Source organism: Methylobacterium sp. UNC378MF (genome assembly GCF_900103195.1).
Lineage (GTDB): Bacteria > Pseudomonadota > Alphaproteobacteria > Rhizobiales > Beijerinckiaceae > Methylobacterium.
In genome coordinates this window covers 17113-31050 of sequence record NZ_FMWU01000024.1, presented here as the reverse complement: position 1 = coordinate 31050, position 13938 = coordinate 17113, and the positions used below count along the sequence as shown (strand labels likewise).

At 68.6% G+C, this 13938-nt stretch carries 12 protein-coding genes; 7 read left to right on the top strand and 5 right to left on the bottom strand.

Translation table 11 applies throughout. The features are described 5' to 3' along the window. Positions 1-15 precede the first annotated feature (15 nt). The 6 genes from BLT59_RS22860 to BLT59_RS22835 all read left to right on the top strand — a co-directional run bounded on the left by BLT59_RS22860 (position 16) and on the right by BLT59_RS22835 (position 7842). Positions 16-3213 (top strand): efflux RND transporter permease subunit, encoded by a 3198-nt coding sequence (locus tag BLT59_RS22860; RefSeq protein WP_091785971.1) that lies wholly within the window; start codon positions 16-18, stop codon positions 3211-3213. Between the two features lie 106 nt (positions 3214-3319). Further along, positions 3320-3835, top strand: a complete 516-nt coding sequence (locus BLT59_RS22855) for a hypothetical protein (RefSeq protein WP_091785969.1) — start codon at positions 3320-3322, stop codon at positions 3833-3835. Between the two features lie 75 nt (positions 3836-3910). Then, a complete protein-coding gene (locus BLT59_RS22850) occupies positions 3911-4690 on the top strand; it encodes a lysophospholipid acyltransferase family protein (protein WP_091785966.1) in 780 nt (259 codons plus the stop codon). A 403-nt stretch (positions 4691-5093) separates the two neighbouring features. Continuing rightward, a complete protein-coding gene (locus tag BLT59_RS22845) occupies positions 5094-5540 on the top strand; it encodes a hypothetical protein (RefSeq protein WP_091785964.1) in 447 nt (148 codons plus the stop codon). 135 nt (positions 5541-5675) lie between these two features. Then, a complete protein-coding gene (locus tag BLT59_RS22840) occupies positions 5676-6782 on the top strand; it encodes a DUF2125 domain-containing protein (RefSeq protein WP_091785962.1) in 1107 nt (368 codons plus the stop codon). 397 nt (positions 6783-7179) lie between these two features. Then, a complete protein-coding gene (locus tag BLT59_RS22835) occupies positions 7180-7842 on the top strand; it encodes a phosphoribosylanthranilate isomerase (protein WP_091785960.1) in 663 nt (220 codons plus the stop codon). A 33-nt stretch (positions 7843-7875) separates the two neighbouring features. Here the strand turns inward: BLT59_RS22835 and BLT59_RS22830 are convergent, their stop codons facing one another. The 4 genes from BLT59_RS22830 to rpsA all read right to left on the bottom strand — a co-directional run bounded on the left by BLT59_RS22830 (position 7876) and on the right by rpsA (position 11642). After that, positions 7876-8244, bottom strand: a complete 369-nt coding sequence (locus BLT59_RS22830) for a LapA family protein (protein ID WP_091785958.1) — start codon at positions 8242-8244, stop codon at positions 7876-7878. Positions 8245-8262: 18 nt separating this feature from the next. Beyond that, entirely contained in the window at positions 8263-8574 is a 312-nt protein-coding gene (locus tag BLT59_RS22825) for an integration host factor subunit beta (protein WP_091785957.1), read from the bottom strand. Between the two features lie 50 nt (positions 8575-8624). Next, entirely contained in the window at positions 8625-9587 is a 963-nt protein-coding gene (gene sppA / locus BLT59_RS22820; protein ID WP_091785955.1) for a signal peptide peptidase SppA, read from the bottom strand. A 342-nt stretch (positions 9588-9929) separates the two neighbouring features. Continuing rightward, a complete protein-coding gene (gene rpsA / locus BLT59_RS22815) occupies positions 9930-11642 on the bottom strand; it encodes a 30S ribosomal protein S1 (protein ID WP_091785953.1) in 1713 nt (570 codons plus the stop codon). A gap of 548 nt (positions 11643-12190) precedes the next feature. Between rpsA and BLT59_RS22810 the strand changes: the two genes are divergently transcribed. Next, positions 12191-12958: a Crp/Fnr family transcriptional regulator gene (locus BLT59_RS22810; protein ID WP_091785950.1), complete on the top strand. Its 768-nt coding sequence runs from the start codon at positions 12191-12193 to the stop codon at positions 12956-12958. A gap of 12 nt (positions 12959-12970) precedes the next feature. On the opposite strand, the gene BLT59_RS22805 is transcribed toward BLT59_RS22810, so the two are convergent. Then, positions 12971-13819, bottom strand: a complete 849-nt coding sequence (locus tag BLT59_RS22805; RefSeq protein WP_091785947.1) for a transglutaminase-like domain-containing protein — start codon at positions 13817-13819, stop codon at positions 12971-12973. Between the last annotated feature and the right edge of the window lie 119 nt (positions 13820-13938).

Genomic DNA, 13938 nt, shown 5'->3' with positions numbered 1-13938 from the left:
TCAGAGGTTTGACCGATGCGTTTCGCCCATTTCTTCGTCGACAGGCCGATCTTCGCGTCCGTCACGTCGATCGTGTTCCTGATCCTCGGCTTCGTGGCCTACGAGAGCCTGCCGGTCTCGCAGTATCCCGAGATCGTGCCGCCGACCGTGACGGTGCGCGCCTCCTATCCGGGTGCCAATGCCGAGACCGTGGCCGCCACGATCGCGACGCCGATCGAGCAGGAGGTCAACGGCGTCGACAACATGCTCTACATGACGTCGTTGTCGACCAACGACGGCAACATGCTGCTGACCGTGACCTTCAAGGTCGGCACCAACCTCGATATCGCCAACGTGCTGGTGCAGAACCGGCTCTCGGTGGCGCAGCCGCGCCTGCCGCCGGACGTGCGCAACCTCGGCGTCACGGTCCGCAAGGCCTCGCCCGATCTGATGCTGGTCGTGCACCTGCTCTCGCCGAACAAGACCTACGATCAGAACTACCTCGCCAACTACATCTACCTGAACATCCGCGACGAGCTGCTGCGCCTCGACGGCGTCGGCGACATCACGATCTTCGGCGGCAACGAGTACGCCGAGCGCGTCTGGGTCGATCCCAACAAGCTCGCCGCCTACGGCCTCTCGGTCACCGACGTCACGACCGCCCTGCAGGAGCAGAACGTCCAGGTGGCCGCCGGCCAGCTGAACGGCCCGCCGGCGGCCAAGGGCGAGGCGTTCCAGCTCGTCGTGCAGTCGCAGGCCCGGTTCAAGACGCCCGAGCAATTCGCCGAGGTGATCATCAAGGCGCAGGACGGGCGCCTCGTGCGGGTGAAGGATATCGCCCGCGTCGAGATGGGCCAGAAGGACTACACGACCAACTCGTTCCTCAACGACACGCCCGCTGTGGGCATCGGCGCTTTCCAGCGGCCGGGCACCAACGCGCTCGACGCGGCGGCGTCGGTCAAGAAGGTGATGGAGGAGGTCAAGAAGAACTTCCCGCCGGACGTCGAGTACCGCATCGCTTACAACCCGACGGAGTTCATCGAGGAGTCGATCCACGAGGTCTACAAGACGCTGTTCGAGGCCGTCGGCCTCGTCGTCATCGTGGTGCTGGTCTTCCTCCAAAGCTGGCGGACGGCACTGATCCCGGTCATCGCCATTCCGGTCTCGCTGATCGGCACCTTCGCGGCGATGGCGGCCTTCGGCTTCTCGCTCAACAACCTGACTCTGTTCGGGCTGGTGCTCGCCATCGGCATCGTGGTCGACGACGCGATCGTGGTGGTGGAGAACGTCGAGCGCAACATGGCCGAGGGCCTGTCGCCGGGCGACGCCGCCCACAAGACCATGGACGAGGTCGGCGGCGCGGTGATCGCCATCGCGCTGGTGCTCGCGGCGGTGTTCGTGCCGACGGCGTTCATCCCGGGCATTTCGGGCCAGTTCTACAAGCAGTTCGCGCTGACCATCGCGGCCTCGACCCTGATCTCGGCCTTCAACTCGCTGACCCTGTCGCCGGCCCTCTGCAAGCTGCTGCTGGTGCCCCATCACGCCCGCAAGGAGCCGAAATTCTTCCTGACCCGGTTCGTGAACTGGCTGGCCAACGGCTTCAACCGCGCCTTCGACGCCACGTCGAACGCCTATGGCCGGACGATCCGCGTCCTGACCGGCGGCATCGTCGGCCTCGGCGTGATGCTTCTGATCTACGCGGCGGTGATCGCCGGCACGCTGCATCTTGCGCAGACGACGCCCACGGGCTTCATCCCGGACCAGGATCAGGGCTACCTGATCGGCGTCGTGCAGCTCCCATCCGGCTCATCGCTGGACCGTACCACGGAGGTGTGTTTGCGGGCCGCCAAGCAGGCCCGCACGGTCGATGGCGTTGCCAACGCGGTGATCATCGCGGGCTTTGACGGGGCGACCTTCACCAACACCACCAATGCCGGCGTGATGTTCCTGACCCTCAAGGGCGCCAAGGAGCGTGCCCAGACGGGCCGGAGTGCGGCGGTCGTCACCGGCGACGTGCTGAAGGCCACCTCGGACATCCAGGAGGCGCGGGTCATCGTGATCCCGCCGCCGCCCGTCCGCGGCCTCGGCAACGGCGGCGGCTTCAAGATGCAGATCGAGAGCCGCCAATCGTCCGACATCGGCGCGCTCATGGCGGCGGCCGGCGAGGTGATCGGCCAGGCCAACCAGAGCGCGGACGTACAGCGCGTCTTCACGACCTTCGACAACTCGACGCCGCAGCTCTTCCTCGACATCGACCGCACCATCGCGCGGATGCTGAACGTGCCGCTCGCCAACGTCTTCTCGTCGGTGCAGGCGGATCTCGGCGGCACCTACGTCAACGACTTCAACACGCTCGGCCGCATCTACCAGGTGCGCCTGCAGGGCGACGCGGCATTCCGCTCGTCGGTGCAGGACATCTCGCAGATCAAGGTGCGCTCCTCCACCGGCGCGCTGGTACCGATGGGGACGCTCGCCTCGGTGCGCGACGTCACCGGTCCGCAGATCGTGCAGCGGTTCAACCTGTACTATTCGGTTCCGGTGCAGGGCGTGGCCAAGCCCGGCGTCTCCACCGGTCAGGCGCTCAACGCCATGGAGGAGATCGCCAAGAAGGCGCTCCCCGATGGCTATTCCTACGACTGGACCGAGATCGCCTACCAGCAGAAGGCGGCCAGCGGCACCGCGGGCGCGGTCTTCGCCCTCGGCGTGCTGCTCGTCTTCCTGGTGCTCGCCGCGCAGTACGAATCCTGGGCTCTGCCGCTCGCGATCCTGCTGGTGGTGCCGACCGGGGTGCTCGCCGCCCTGGCGGGCGTGCAGTTCCGGGGACAGGACAACAACATCCTGACCCAGATCGGCCTGATCGTGCTCATCGGCCTCGCGGCGAAGAACGCGATCCTGATCGTCGAGTTCGCGCACGATATCGAGCAGCGGGAGCATCGCGGCCCGGTCGAGGCGGCGGTGGAGGCCTGCCGGCTCCGCCTGCGCCCGATCCTGATGACCGCCTTCGCGTTCATTCTCGGCACCCTGCCGCTGGTCATCGCCACCGGCCCCGGCGCCGAGATGCGCCAGGCGCTCGGCACCGCGGTGTTCTTCGGGATGATCGGCGCGACCTTCTTCGGGCTGTTCCTGACGCCGGTCTTCTACGTGGTGATCCGCCACTTCTCGCTGTGGCTCGGCCGGTTCCGGAAAAAGCACACCCACGGCGATCCCGGCGGCGCCGCTCCGGCCCACGGCTGACGCGCGGCGCCTCGGCGGCCACATCATGGAAGCCGCGCCGGATCCGCGAGGATCGGGCGCGGCTTTCGCGCGACGGGTAAGGACGGCCGGTGTAGAGGCTCGCGGCATGTATGCTTTCAGCCGCCTGCTTCTCTGGGCCTTCGCCCTCCTGCTCGCGGTTCCGACCGGTTTCGCCGTCCTCGTCCTGGCGCTGTTCGTCGATCCGGCCGCCCAGCTCTGGCTGACGAACGGCGCGCTCGCGGGCATCGACATGGCCCTGTCCGACCTCTCCGCTGGCCTGCCGCCGGAGGGATTGGCACTGTTGATCGCGGGCCTCGCCAAGGCGCTGTTCGTGCTGCTGTTCATGCCCCCCGCCCTGATCGGGCTCGGCGGTGAGATCTTCGGGCGCCGCGGCCTCCTGTGGTACGGCGCCGGCTGCGGCCTGCTGACCGCCGCCCTCCCCTGGCTAACGCGCGGCGCAGTCCGGTCGAGCGGGGGCCGCGACGCCGCTCTTCTCGCCGGCGAGGTGCGCCTGACGCTGATCCTGTTCGTGGTCGGTGCGAGTGCCGGCTTGGTCTACTGGCTCGTCGCCGGGCGCAATGCCGGGCTGATCCGCGATGCAGGGCTGCCGGAGGGCGCCTGATCGGCCCCGGTGACGTCGCCCTTGGCCGCGGATATGCGGGCGCGCTACAGGAAGACCGCCACGACACGGTACCCGATGCTCGCCCTGCGCTCCTTCGCCTTCAATCTCTGCTTCTACGCCGTCACGACCGTCCTCGCGGTCGCCGGGCTGCCCATGCTGGTTTCCGGGCGATCCGTGCTGCGGCTCGCCCGCGCCTGGGGGCGGATCACCCTGTGGCTGCTGCGGGTTGTCGCCGGGATCCAGGTCGAGTTCCGCGGGCTGGACAACATCCCGCCGGGGCCGCTGCTGGTGGCGGCGAAACACCAATCGGCCCTGGAGACCCTGGCCCTCTGCACGGTGCTGCCGGATTTCGCCTACGTCCTGAAGAAGGAGCTGCTGCTCATCCCGCTGATCGGCTGGTACCTGTCGCGCAGCGGCATGGTGGCGATCGACCGGTCCAAGGGCACCCGGGCCATGAGCCTGATGAATGCCGCCGCCGGCGACGCGATTCGGCAAGGGCGTCAGCTCATCATCTTTCCCGAGGGTACCCGCCGGCCTGTCGGAGCGCCCCCCGCCTACAAGCAGGGGCTCTCCCATCTCTACACGGCGCTGCAGGTCCCCTGTCAGCCCGTGGCGCTGAACACCGGTCTCTTCTGGGCGCGCAACAGCCTCGTGCGTCGGCCGGGGAAGGCCGTGATCGAATTCCTGCCCGCCATCCCGCCCGGCCTGCCGCGCCAGGAATTCCAGGCGCTGGTACAGGAACGGCTTGAAACCGCCTCGAACGCCCTGGTCCAGGGGGGGCTGGAAGGCCTCGCAGCCGCCGGCCACGCCGTACCAGTCGACGAGGCCGCGGCCGCGGCGGGGCCTCGCCGCTGAGCCGTTCCGGTCTCCGTCGCGGGGCGGCTCTGGATCCGAGCGAGGGCGGGCAAGCGGCGCTGAGCCGTCCGGTCACTGCAACAGCGAGACGTGCTGCGCACCAGTCCTGAAGGCGGATTTCAGCGGACTGCACCGCCAGCCGAGCGGCCTCTTAGAGGCCGGCGCCGTATCGGGGTACCGAAGCCAGAGGAGGCCGATGCAACGACCCGCCTGGCCGTGTCGAATCGGGGCCTCCGGTCAGTTATCGCCACGCGCTCGGACGCGGTCCGAGGCCGCTCGCGACGGATGCTTCCTTCTCCGGAACGAGTCGCTTCCGCTTGTGGATAACGGGCATCGTCACCACATCCCCTCTTAGGAACGTCGCCCTTGACGCCTGTGGATATCGCGCGTTAGGTTGGAACAAATGGCGAACAGAAGAGCCCTGTCCTGGTCGGCCGCGCTTCGCGACCTGAAGGACGATCGCAGCCGGAGGCAGGACGTGCGTGAAGAACGCCTCAAGACGACCGCAGGTCTTCGCGGCTCCCCCGCGCTTCCGCTCTCGGCCTGGCGCGGCCGCTCGGGCCGGCGCTATGTGGTCGGGGTCCATCCGGCCGGGGGCTTCGAGCTCGACGAGATGGCGCAGGCCGTGGTGATCGCCGTGCGTCGGGACAATGCCGGCATTGCCGAGATGGTCTCGGTGGCCAGCTCCAGCGAGAGCCCGCGCGATCATCTGCGTCGGACTTGGCTGGACCGTGTCCGCCGCCGGGGCGCCACCGAGATGCATGTGCATCGCCTTGCCGAGAACGAGGCCGAGCGGGTGGCGATCGTCGAAGATCTGCAGGTCGACACCGTCGAGCCGGCGCAGGTCTGACCGGAAACGCGACGGGCAGTCGGATCTGGTTCGCGGCGGTCGACCCAGGGCGCAACTGCCCCAGTTTCGCCCCTTGCGTGGCCTCAAGGCGGGGCCGCGATGTCTCTGCGGAGACCGGGTCGGGGAGCGGAACGCATGGTGCAGGATCGGACGCGGCCGGAGGGCGCCGCCCAGACAGCCCCGGGATCGGGCGCACGGCGGTCCCGGCTCGGGCTGTTCCTCCCCTACATCCTGCTGACGATCGTGGTGGTCGGATGGTCGGCCGGCTGGCTGTGGATGCGGGAGCGCGCGGCCAGCGAGATCGACGGCTGGATCGCACGAGAGGCGGCGGCTGGGCGCACCTGGACCTGCACGGATCGCGCCCTCGGCGGCTATCCGTTCCGTCTGGAGCTGCGCTGCAGCGGCGTGACCCTCGACCGGGCCGATGGGCGGTTCCGCCTCGGGCCGAGCACCGCAGTGGTGCAGATCTACCAGCCCCGTCTCGTCGTGTTCGAGAGCGTCGGCCCGTTCCATGTCGAGCAGGGCGATCTGACCGGTGATGCTTCCTGGGGAGCCCTTCAGGGCAGCTTCCACGGCGCCGCGGACGGTTTCACCCGAGCCTCGCTGGTCGTCGACAAACCGAACGTCACCGTGAAGGGCGCCGAGCCCGGTCCGATCGCGGTCGCGGGCCGGCATCTTGAACTCCATGCGCGGCCGAGCCCCGGCCGCTATGAATCGGACGGCGCCGTGGATGTCAGCCTGCGCCTGAACCAGGCCGCGGTGCCGCAGCTCGACGCGGTCACCGGAAGCCAGGACCCGGCCGATCTGGCCCTGGACGCGACCCTGACACAGGCGACCGTGCTGCAGACCGGGACGGTGGCACGCGAGCTGGAGCGCTGGCGTCAGGCCGGCGGCACCTTGGATCTCACCGCTCTGGCGCTCGCCAAGGGGGCGCAGCGCGTACAGGCCAAGGGCACCCTCGCCCTCGACAGTGCCCATCGCCCGGCGGGCCAGATCGATCTGCGGGCGGCCGGCGTCGATGCGCTGGTCGGCAGCATCGTCGGTCAGCGTTTCGGGTCCGACAGGGGCGCCCTGGTGGGCCAGCTGGTCGGCGGCCTCTTGGGGCTCAGCCGGCGTCCGAGCCCCGACGCGCCATCCGATGCGACTCCGCTCAAGGCACTTCCGCCCCTTCGGCTCGTCGACGGGAAAATCGTCTTCAGCGGCTTCCCGATCCCGAACGTCTTCGTGCCGGCGCTGTACTAGCGCGGTTCCTGTTCGTGCCGGGAGCCGGGCCGGCGTTGTCGGCTTGGATGCAGCGATGCGATTCTTCTCCCGCACGGCCTGAGGGCTCCCCATCGATGCCACCCGCCGTCGATCAGGGTGGGCCGCGGACGAGCCTGGACCCGTTGGGGCATGCCGGAGGCGGGCAACCCCGAACCCTGGCCGGGGCGTGTTCTTAGCGCGTCGACATGTCCGGATCCCGGGCTCCGCCACCCGATCCCGGGATGAATGGGAGAAGCAGGCGCGCGGCCTCGACCCTGGCGCAATCGTCGGCCGATCTGCGATGCGTCTTGCCTGATGTGCGAGGCTCGGCCCGCGCGGCGGTGATCGACAGCGGCGCTGGCCTGATCGGCGGCGCGGGATCGGCTATAGGAGCCCGATGGCCTTCGAATCCGCACCCCCGACCCGCGTCAAGATCTGCGGGCTCAGCACCGAGGAGACCCTGACCGCCGCCCTTGAGGCCGGAGCGGACTGGATCGGCCTCGTGCACTTCCCGCGCAGCCCTCGGCACGTCGCGCTCGACCGGGCCGCAGCTCTGTCGGCCCACGCCCGCGGGCGGGCCGAGCGGGTGATCCTGCTCGTCGATCCGGACGACGCTCTGCTTGCCGCGGCGCTCGATGCCGTGGATCCGGATCTCATCCAACTCCATGGGCGCGAGAGCCCGGAGCGCGTCGCGGCGATCCGCGCCCGGTCCGGCCGGCCGGTGATGAAGGCGATCGGTATCGCGACGCCCGCGGATCTCGCATTCCTGCCGGCTTACGCGGCGATCGCCGACCGGATCCTGCTGGACGCCAAGGCGCCGCCGGAGGCCACCCTGCCGGGCGGCAACGGCCGGTGCTTCGATTGGGACATCCTGCGCGGCGCCGCGCTTCCGTCCGGCACGATGCTGTCGGGCGGTCTCGATTCCGACAACGTCGCCGATGCCCTCGGCCGAACGGGACTCGGCGCCGTCGATGTCTCGTCCGGGGTCGAAACGGCGCCGGGCGCGAAGGATCCGGCCAAGATCGCGGCGTTCGTGGCGGCCGCGCGACGCCCGCGATAAGTGTTCGGCGCCGTCGCGCTGATCGGGAGAGGCTTACCGCGGCGCCGGTAGCGCCGTCCGGCCGGTATTCGGGACCGTGTAGGCGGTCGAAGTCTCGCTGTCCGGCGCGTAGGCCCGCAGCCGCGACACCTCACGTTCGTGCCGGACGGCCTCGCGGCGATGGTAGCGCGCCCGGGCGCGGGTCTTGCCCTGACCCAGCCAGGTGAAGATGCCGCCCACGACGATCCCGAGCGCCACCGCACCGAACAGGATCGCGTAGAGCGGCAGGGCGACGCTGAAGACCGGCGCGTCCGCGTTGAACGGATCGAAGGAGAGCTGCACCGGCGCGCGGTTGGCCACCGCCAGCAGGATCACCAAAGCGGCGATCGGCAGCAGCACGAGGCTCTTCAGAAAACGGATCATCGCGCTCTCAGGTCCTTCCTACTCGGCCGCCGAGGCACTCTCGCCGATCCCCGCGGCGTTGAGGCGCTGGCGCATCTCCTTCCCGGTCTTGAACACCGGGATCGCCTTCTCGGACACGGCAACGGCGGCACCCGTGCGCGGGTTGCGTCCCCGGCGCGCCTCGCGGCGCTTCACCGAGAAGGCGCCGAAGCCGCGCAGCTCGACCCGGTCGCCGCGAGCGAGCGCATCGGAAATGGTGTCGAGGATCGCGTTGACCAGGATCTCCACGTCGCGCTGGTAGAGATGCGGGTTCTGCTCGGCGATCTTGAGGACGAGCTCCGACTTGATCATGGCGTCTAGTCTTCTCGCGGGATCGGGGCGGGCTGCGCGGCGGCGCTCGTTCAGGGTTCCGGACGCCAGAGGGCGAGCATCCCGCCCTGCGCGGCCTGTGCTTCGGCGCCGACGGTCCTGAACCGCGCCGCAAGGCCGTCCAGGCCCAGAAGGTCTGCGCCGATTCCGGCGGCCGACCACAGGGAGAAGTTGCTCTCAGACGAGGGCTTCCAATCCTTGATCGGCAGATTCTTCTGGACGCCGCGGGCGCTTTCCAGCCACGCCACCGCCTGCCGCTCGCTGCCGAGTTCGTCCACCAGCTTCAGCGGCACGCTCTGGCGCCCGCTGAACACCCGGCCATCCGACACGGTGTTGAGCTGGGACGGATCCATGCCGCGGCGCTCGGCCACGAGGCCCTTGAACCACGCATAGGTGTCGCCGACCACGGAGGCCAGCGCGGCGCGCGCCTCCGGCGAGGTCGGGGTGAATCCCGAGGGCTCGGCCTTGAGCGGCGACGATTTCACCGACTCGACCTTCACGCCGACCTTGTCCAGGAGCCCAGAGAAATCGGGATACTGGAACAGCACGCCGATGGAACCGACCAAGCTGGTCTCACGCGCGACGATGTGATCGGCCGCGATGGCGGTGATGTAGGCGCCGGAGGCGGCGGTGCCGTCCACGAAGGCGACGATCGGCTTCTTGGCGGCGAGCGCCCGCAGGTTGCGGAAGATCTCCTCCGATCCGGTGGTCGTGCCACCGGGCGAGTTGATCGAGACGACGACGCCCTTAACGGCGTCGGAGTCGCCCACCCGCTTCATCAGCTTGGCGGTGGATTCGCTGCCGGCGATGAAGCCTGAGACCGAGATGCGGGCGATCTGCGGCTGCACCGCGAAGGCGCCATCCGCTCCCGAACGCACCCGGTAGCCGAGGGCTCCGACCGCCACGATGAGCCCGCCGACGCCGAGCACGCGCCAGAGGGACAACCTGCGACGCAGGCGCCGCCGGTCAATCAGCAGTTCGGCATCGGCTGCCATGCGGTCGCTTCCCCTAAAACCCTCCGGCCGGCCCCTCGACGGGGTGCGGGAGCCGCGTCCCCGCGCCGGGCAAGTCCTTGGTTTCCTTCGGCTCGCTCGGTCCGAGCCGTGCGAGGCCGGTGTTCTAGAGCATTTACCGCGGGCGTGGATATGGGGCGCGCGAAGAAAATGTCGGGGTCGCCCGTCGCTGTCGCCTGGGACGGTCGGGCGCGACCTGGGATCGGCCGTCGGCAACCTTGAAGTGTCGGACCAAAAAAGAACCCGCGCAGGACATTGGTCCTGCGCGGGTCTCGGTATTGCGGATCCGCCGCCCGGACCGGCCGGGCGGCGGATGGCGGCGTCTTACTCGTCGTCGGAGCGCTTCTTGTTGAAGGCGGCGCCGAGGATGTCACCGAGCGAGGCGCCCGAATCGGCGGAGCCGAACTGGGCCATGGCCTCCTTCTCCTCGGCGACCTCAAGGGCCTTGATCGAGACCTGCACGCGGCGGGCCTTCCGGTCGAACTGGACGACGCGGGCGTCGAACTTCTCGCCGGTGGCGAAGCGCTCAGGGCGCTGGTCACCACGGTCGCGGGCGAGTTCGGCGCGACGGATGAAGGTCTGCATGTCGGTGTCGACGATCTTCACCTCGACGCCGGCATCCTTCACCTCGACCACCTCACAGGTGACGATCTGACCCTTCTTGATCTCGCCGGCCTCGGCGAAGGGGTCACCGCCGAGCTGCTTCACGCCCAGCGAAATCCGCTCCTTCTCGACGTCGACGTCGAGAACCTGGGCGCGGACCATGTCGCCCTTCTTGAACTCCTCGATGACCTGCTCGCCGGGACGGTTCCAGTCGAGATCCGACAGGTGGACCATGCCGTCGACATCGCCCTCGAGGCCGATGAACAGGCCGAACTCGGTCTTGTTCTTGACCTCGCCCTCGACCTCGGAACCGACCGGGTGCTTCTCGGCGAAGGCCTCCCAGGGGTTCTGCAGGGTCTGCTTGAGGCCCAGCGAGATGCGGCGCTTGACCGGATCGACCTCCAGGATCTGAACCTCGACCTCCTGGGAGGTGGAGACGATCTTGCCCGGATGGACGTTCTTCTTGGTCCAGCTCATCTCGGAGACGTGGATCAGGCCCTCGATCCCCGGCTCCAGCTCCACGAAGGCGCCGTAATCGGTGATGTTGGTCACGCGGCCCTTGAGCTTGGCGCCCTCCGGGTAGCGGGCGGCGATGCCCTCCCACGGATCGGCCAGCAGCTGCTTGATGCCGAGCGAGATGCGGTGCGTCTCGTGGTTGATCTTGATGATCTTGACCTTGACCGTCTGGCCGATGGTCACGACCTCGGACGGGTGGTTCACGCGGCGCCACGCCATGTCGGTGACGTGCAGCAGGCCGTCGATCCCGCCGAGATCGACGAAGGCGCCGTACTCGGTGATGTTCTTGACGACGCCGTCGATGACCTGACCTTCCTCAAGGTTGGCCACCAGCTCGGAGCGCTGCTCGGCGCGGCTCTCCTCGAGCACGGTCCGGCGCGACACGACGATGTTGCCGCGGCGGCGGTCCATCTTGAGGATCTGGAACGGCTGCGGGGTACCGAGCAGCGGGGTGACGTCGCGGACCGGACGGATGTCGACCTGCGAGCGCGGGAGGAACGCCACGGCGCCGTCGAGGTCGACGGTGTAGCCGCCCTTGACCTGGTTGAAGATCGTGCCGGTGACGCGGTCGTTGTTCTCGAACGACTTCTCGAGCTTGACCCAGCTCTCCTCGCGACGCGCCTTGTCGCGCGAGATGACCGCCTCGCCGAGCGCGTTCTCGATCCGGTCGACGTAGACCTCGACCTCGTCGCCGACCTTCAGCTCGCCCTCGCGGCCGGGACCGGTGAATTCCTTCAGCGCGACACGGCCTTCCGTCTTGGCGCCGATGTCGATGACGGCCACGTCCTTCTCGATCGCGACGACGCGACCCTTGACGACGGACCCTTCGGTGATCTCGTGTTCGAGGAAGCTCTCCTCGAGGAGTGCGGCGAAATCGTCGCGGCTCGGGCTATGCCCCAGAGCGGTACCTGCGGTCATTCTGTCTCCTGAACGGCCTCCGGCGGAGGCCCGTTGCGTCGGCGGCTCGCGTTGCAGGCGCCCCCGTTCGCCGCGGCCTCCCCGGAGTCTTTCGGGAGAGGCGGCCGGTCCCGCGGGAACCGGCTTGCCGACGCGTCGATACGGATGACGAGGGCGGTCCCGCCAGTGGCCCTGCGGGCGCGCCAGAAGACGTGCGCGCGAAGGCGGATCCGGGAGGACGCGCGTCCCTTACAACATCACCCTTGCGACTTCAACCGACGAGGGTTTTAGGCTCGGCGGGCGGATATTGGGGCACTGCGGAAGGGGGGTCTTGCCGCCGGCAACAGATGCGGCAAGTCTGTCCCCGGGTGGACACTTGCCGGCGCTGTATCCGCCGGGCGCCAGGGGCCGGCCCGGTTGCCCGGAATCCGGGCCGGTCCGGCGATCCGGGGCCATGTGGAGGAGAAGCGTGCCGCGTCCTGACCTCGACTTTCGCGCTGCCCGACTTCGTCGTGACAGACCTCAGCGTGCAGCTCTGCGCGCGCCGCGATTCCGGACCTGACCAGCCGATGCCGGACGGGTACAACACCCCGATGGAGATGCTGGCGCGCAAGCTCGACAGCATCACGCGCCTCGCGGAATCCGACCGCGACGCGCTCCTCCATCTGCCCCACACGGTCCGGAACCTGCCGGCCCGCCACGACATCGTCCGATTCGGTGACCGGCCAAACCACAGCTGTCTGGTCCTGCAGGGCTGGGTCTATCGATACGCCGCCCTCTCCGAAGGTGGGCGTCAGATCCTGTCGTTCTACATCGCGGGCGACCTGCCGGACCTGCAAAGCCTCCACCTGCACCGGATGGATCACAACCTCGCCACGCTGACGGCCAGCGTCGTCGCGCTGATCGCCCATGACGATCTGCGCCCTGTCCTTCTGCGGAACCCGGGACTGGCGGCCACGCTCTGGCGCGACAGCCTCATCGATGCCGCCCATTACCGCGAGCGGATCACCAGTCTCGGGCGGCGTCAGGCCCTCGGTCGCGTCGCCCACCTGTTCTGCGAGTTGTATCTCCGACAGAAGGCCGTCGGGCTCGCGCGCGATCTGAGCTGCCCCCTTGTGCCCAAGCAATCCGAACTCGCCGATGCCCTGGGCCTGACCAGCGTCCACCTGAACAGGGTTCTGCGCACCCTGCGGGGCCGCGGCCTCGTCACCTTGAGCGGTGGCATCCTGACCATCGAGGACTGGGATGCGCTGACGGAAGTCGCGGAGTTCGATCCGACGTTCCTGCACCTGGCGAACAACCCGGCACCCGTCCGTGGGATCGTCGAGACCGTCTAACGCCCGGTCGCCTCAGGCGGCGCGAGCCAGCGCATCCGGTGCTGCGGTCACGTCGTCGGTATGAACGTCGAAACGGACCAGATGGGCTGCGCCGAAGCTCGTGGTCAGGGCACAGTCGGTGGCATCGCGGCCGCGGGCCATGACGATCCGGCCGATGCGGGGCCGGTTGTGCCGGGCGTCGAACGTGTACCAGCGCGGCCCGTCGGGCCCTTCGAGGAAGACTTCGAACCACGCGGAGAAGTCCATCGGCGCCGGGTCCTTCGGAACGCCGATATCGCCGAGGTAGCCGGTGGCGTAGCGCGCCGGGATGTTCATGCACCGGCACAGGGTGATCGCCAGATGCGCGAAGTCGCGGCAGACCCCGACGCCCTGATTGTAGCCGTCGAAGGCAGTGCGGGTGGCATCGGCCTGCTGATAGTCGAATCGCAGACGCGAGTGGGCGAAGTCGACGATCGCCTGAACCCGGGCCCATCCTTCCGGCGTGCCGCCGAACTGGGACCACGCCATGCCCGAGAGCTTGTCGGTATCGCAGTAACGGGAGCCGAGCAGGTACTGCAGGACGTCCTCGGGCAGATCCTGCACGGCAACCTGCCGCGCACCCGGTGCCTGATCATCCGGCACGCCGTTGTCGGCGATCGTGAAATCCGCCGCCATGGTGATCCGCCCGCCCGGTGCAACGATGCGGGTGCAGACATTGCCGAAGGCATCGACATGCTGCGTCGCCGCGACCGGAGGGTCGAACGTAATCACCTCCGGGGTCACGAGATCGTGCCTGCGCTCCGGCCGTATGTTGAGGAGCAGGTTCATCGGCGTTGGGCCGAACGTATCGAAGGCGATCGAGAAGCCGGTGCGAATGTGCATCGTCGAGGACCGTGAGGCAGGTCGCTGTCCGGTCGTGCCGGAAGGCGGGTCGTTACAGTAGAGAGCCCTACAAGCCACGAGGCGATGTCAAGTTCCGTCTGCGAGGCCGGTTCAAGACA

Coding starts and splice junctions, on each gene's coding strand:
- BLT59_RS22825 (WP_091785957.1), bottom strand. CDS start 8,574: ATGATCAAGTCGGAGCTCGTCCTCAAGATCGCCGAGCAGAACCCGCAT.
- sppA (WP_091785955.1), bottom strand. CDS start 9,587: ATGGCAGCCGATGCCGAACTGCTGATTGACCGGCGGCGCCTGCGTCGC.
- rpsA (WP_091785953.1), bottom strand. CDS start 11,642: ATGACCGCAGGTACCGCTCTGGGGCATAGCCCGAGCCGCGACGATTTC.
- BLT59_RS22860 (WP_091785971.1), top strand. CDS start 16: ATGCGTTTCGCCCATTTCTTCGTCGACAGGCCGATCTTCGCGTCCGTC.
- BLT59_RS22805 (WP_091785947.1), bottom strand. CDS start 13,819: ATGCACATTCGCACCGGCTTCTCGATCGCCTTCGATACGTTCGGCCCA.
- BLT59_RS22840 (WP_091785962.1), top strand. CDS start 5,676: ATGGTGCAGGATCGGACGCGGCCGGAGGGCGCCGCCCAGACAGCCCCG.
- BLT59_RS22810 (WP_091785950.1), top strand. CDS start 12,191: ATGCCGGACGGGTACAACACCCCGATGGAGATGCTGGCGCGCAAGCTC.
- BLT59_RS22850 (WP_091785966.1), top strand. CDS start 3,911: ATGCTCGCCCTGCGCTCCTTCGCCTTCAATCTCTGCTTCTACGCCGTC.
- BLT59_RS22830 (WP_091785958.1), bottom strand. CDS start 8,244: ATGATCCGTTTTCTGAAGAGCCTCGTGCTGCTGCCGATCGCCGCTTTG.
- BLT59_RS22845 (WP_091785964.1), top strand. CDS start 5,094: ATGGCGAACAGAAGAGCCCTGTCCTGGTCGGCCGCGCTTCGCGACCTG.
- BLT59_RS22835 (WP_091785960.1), top strand. CDS start 7,180: ATGGCCTTCGAATCCGCACCCCCGACCCGCGTCAAGATCTGCGGGCTC.
- BLT59_RS22855 (WP_091785969.1), top strand. CDS start 3,320: ATGTATGCTTTCAGCCGCCTGCTTCTCTGGGCCTTCGCCCTCCTGCTC.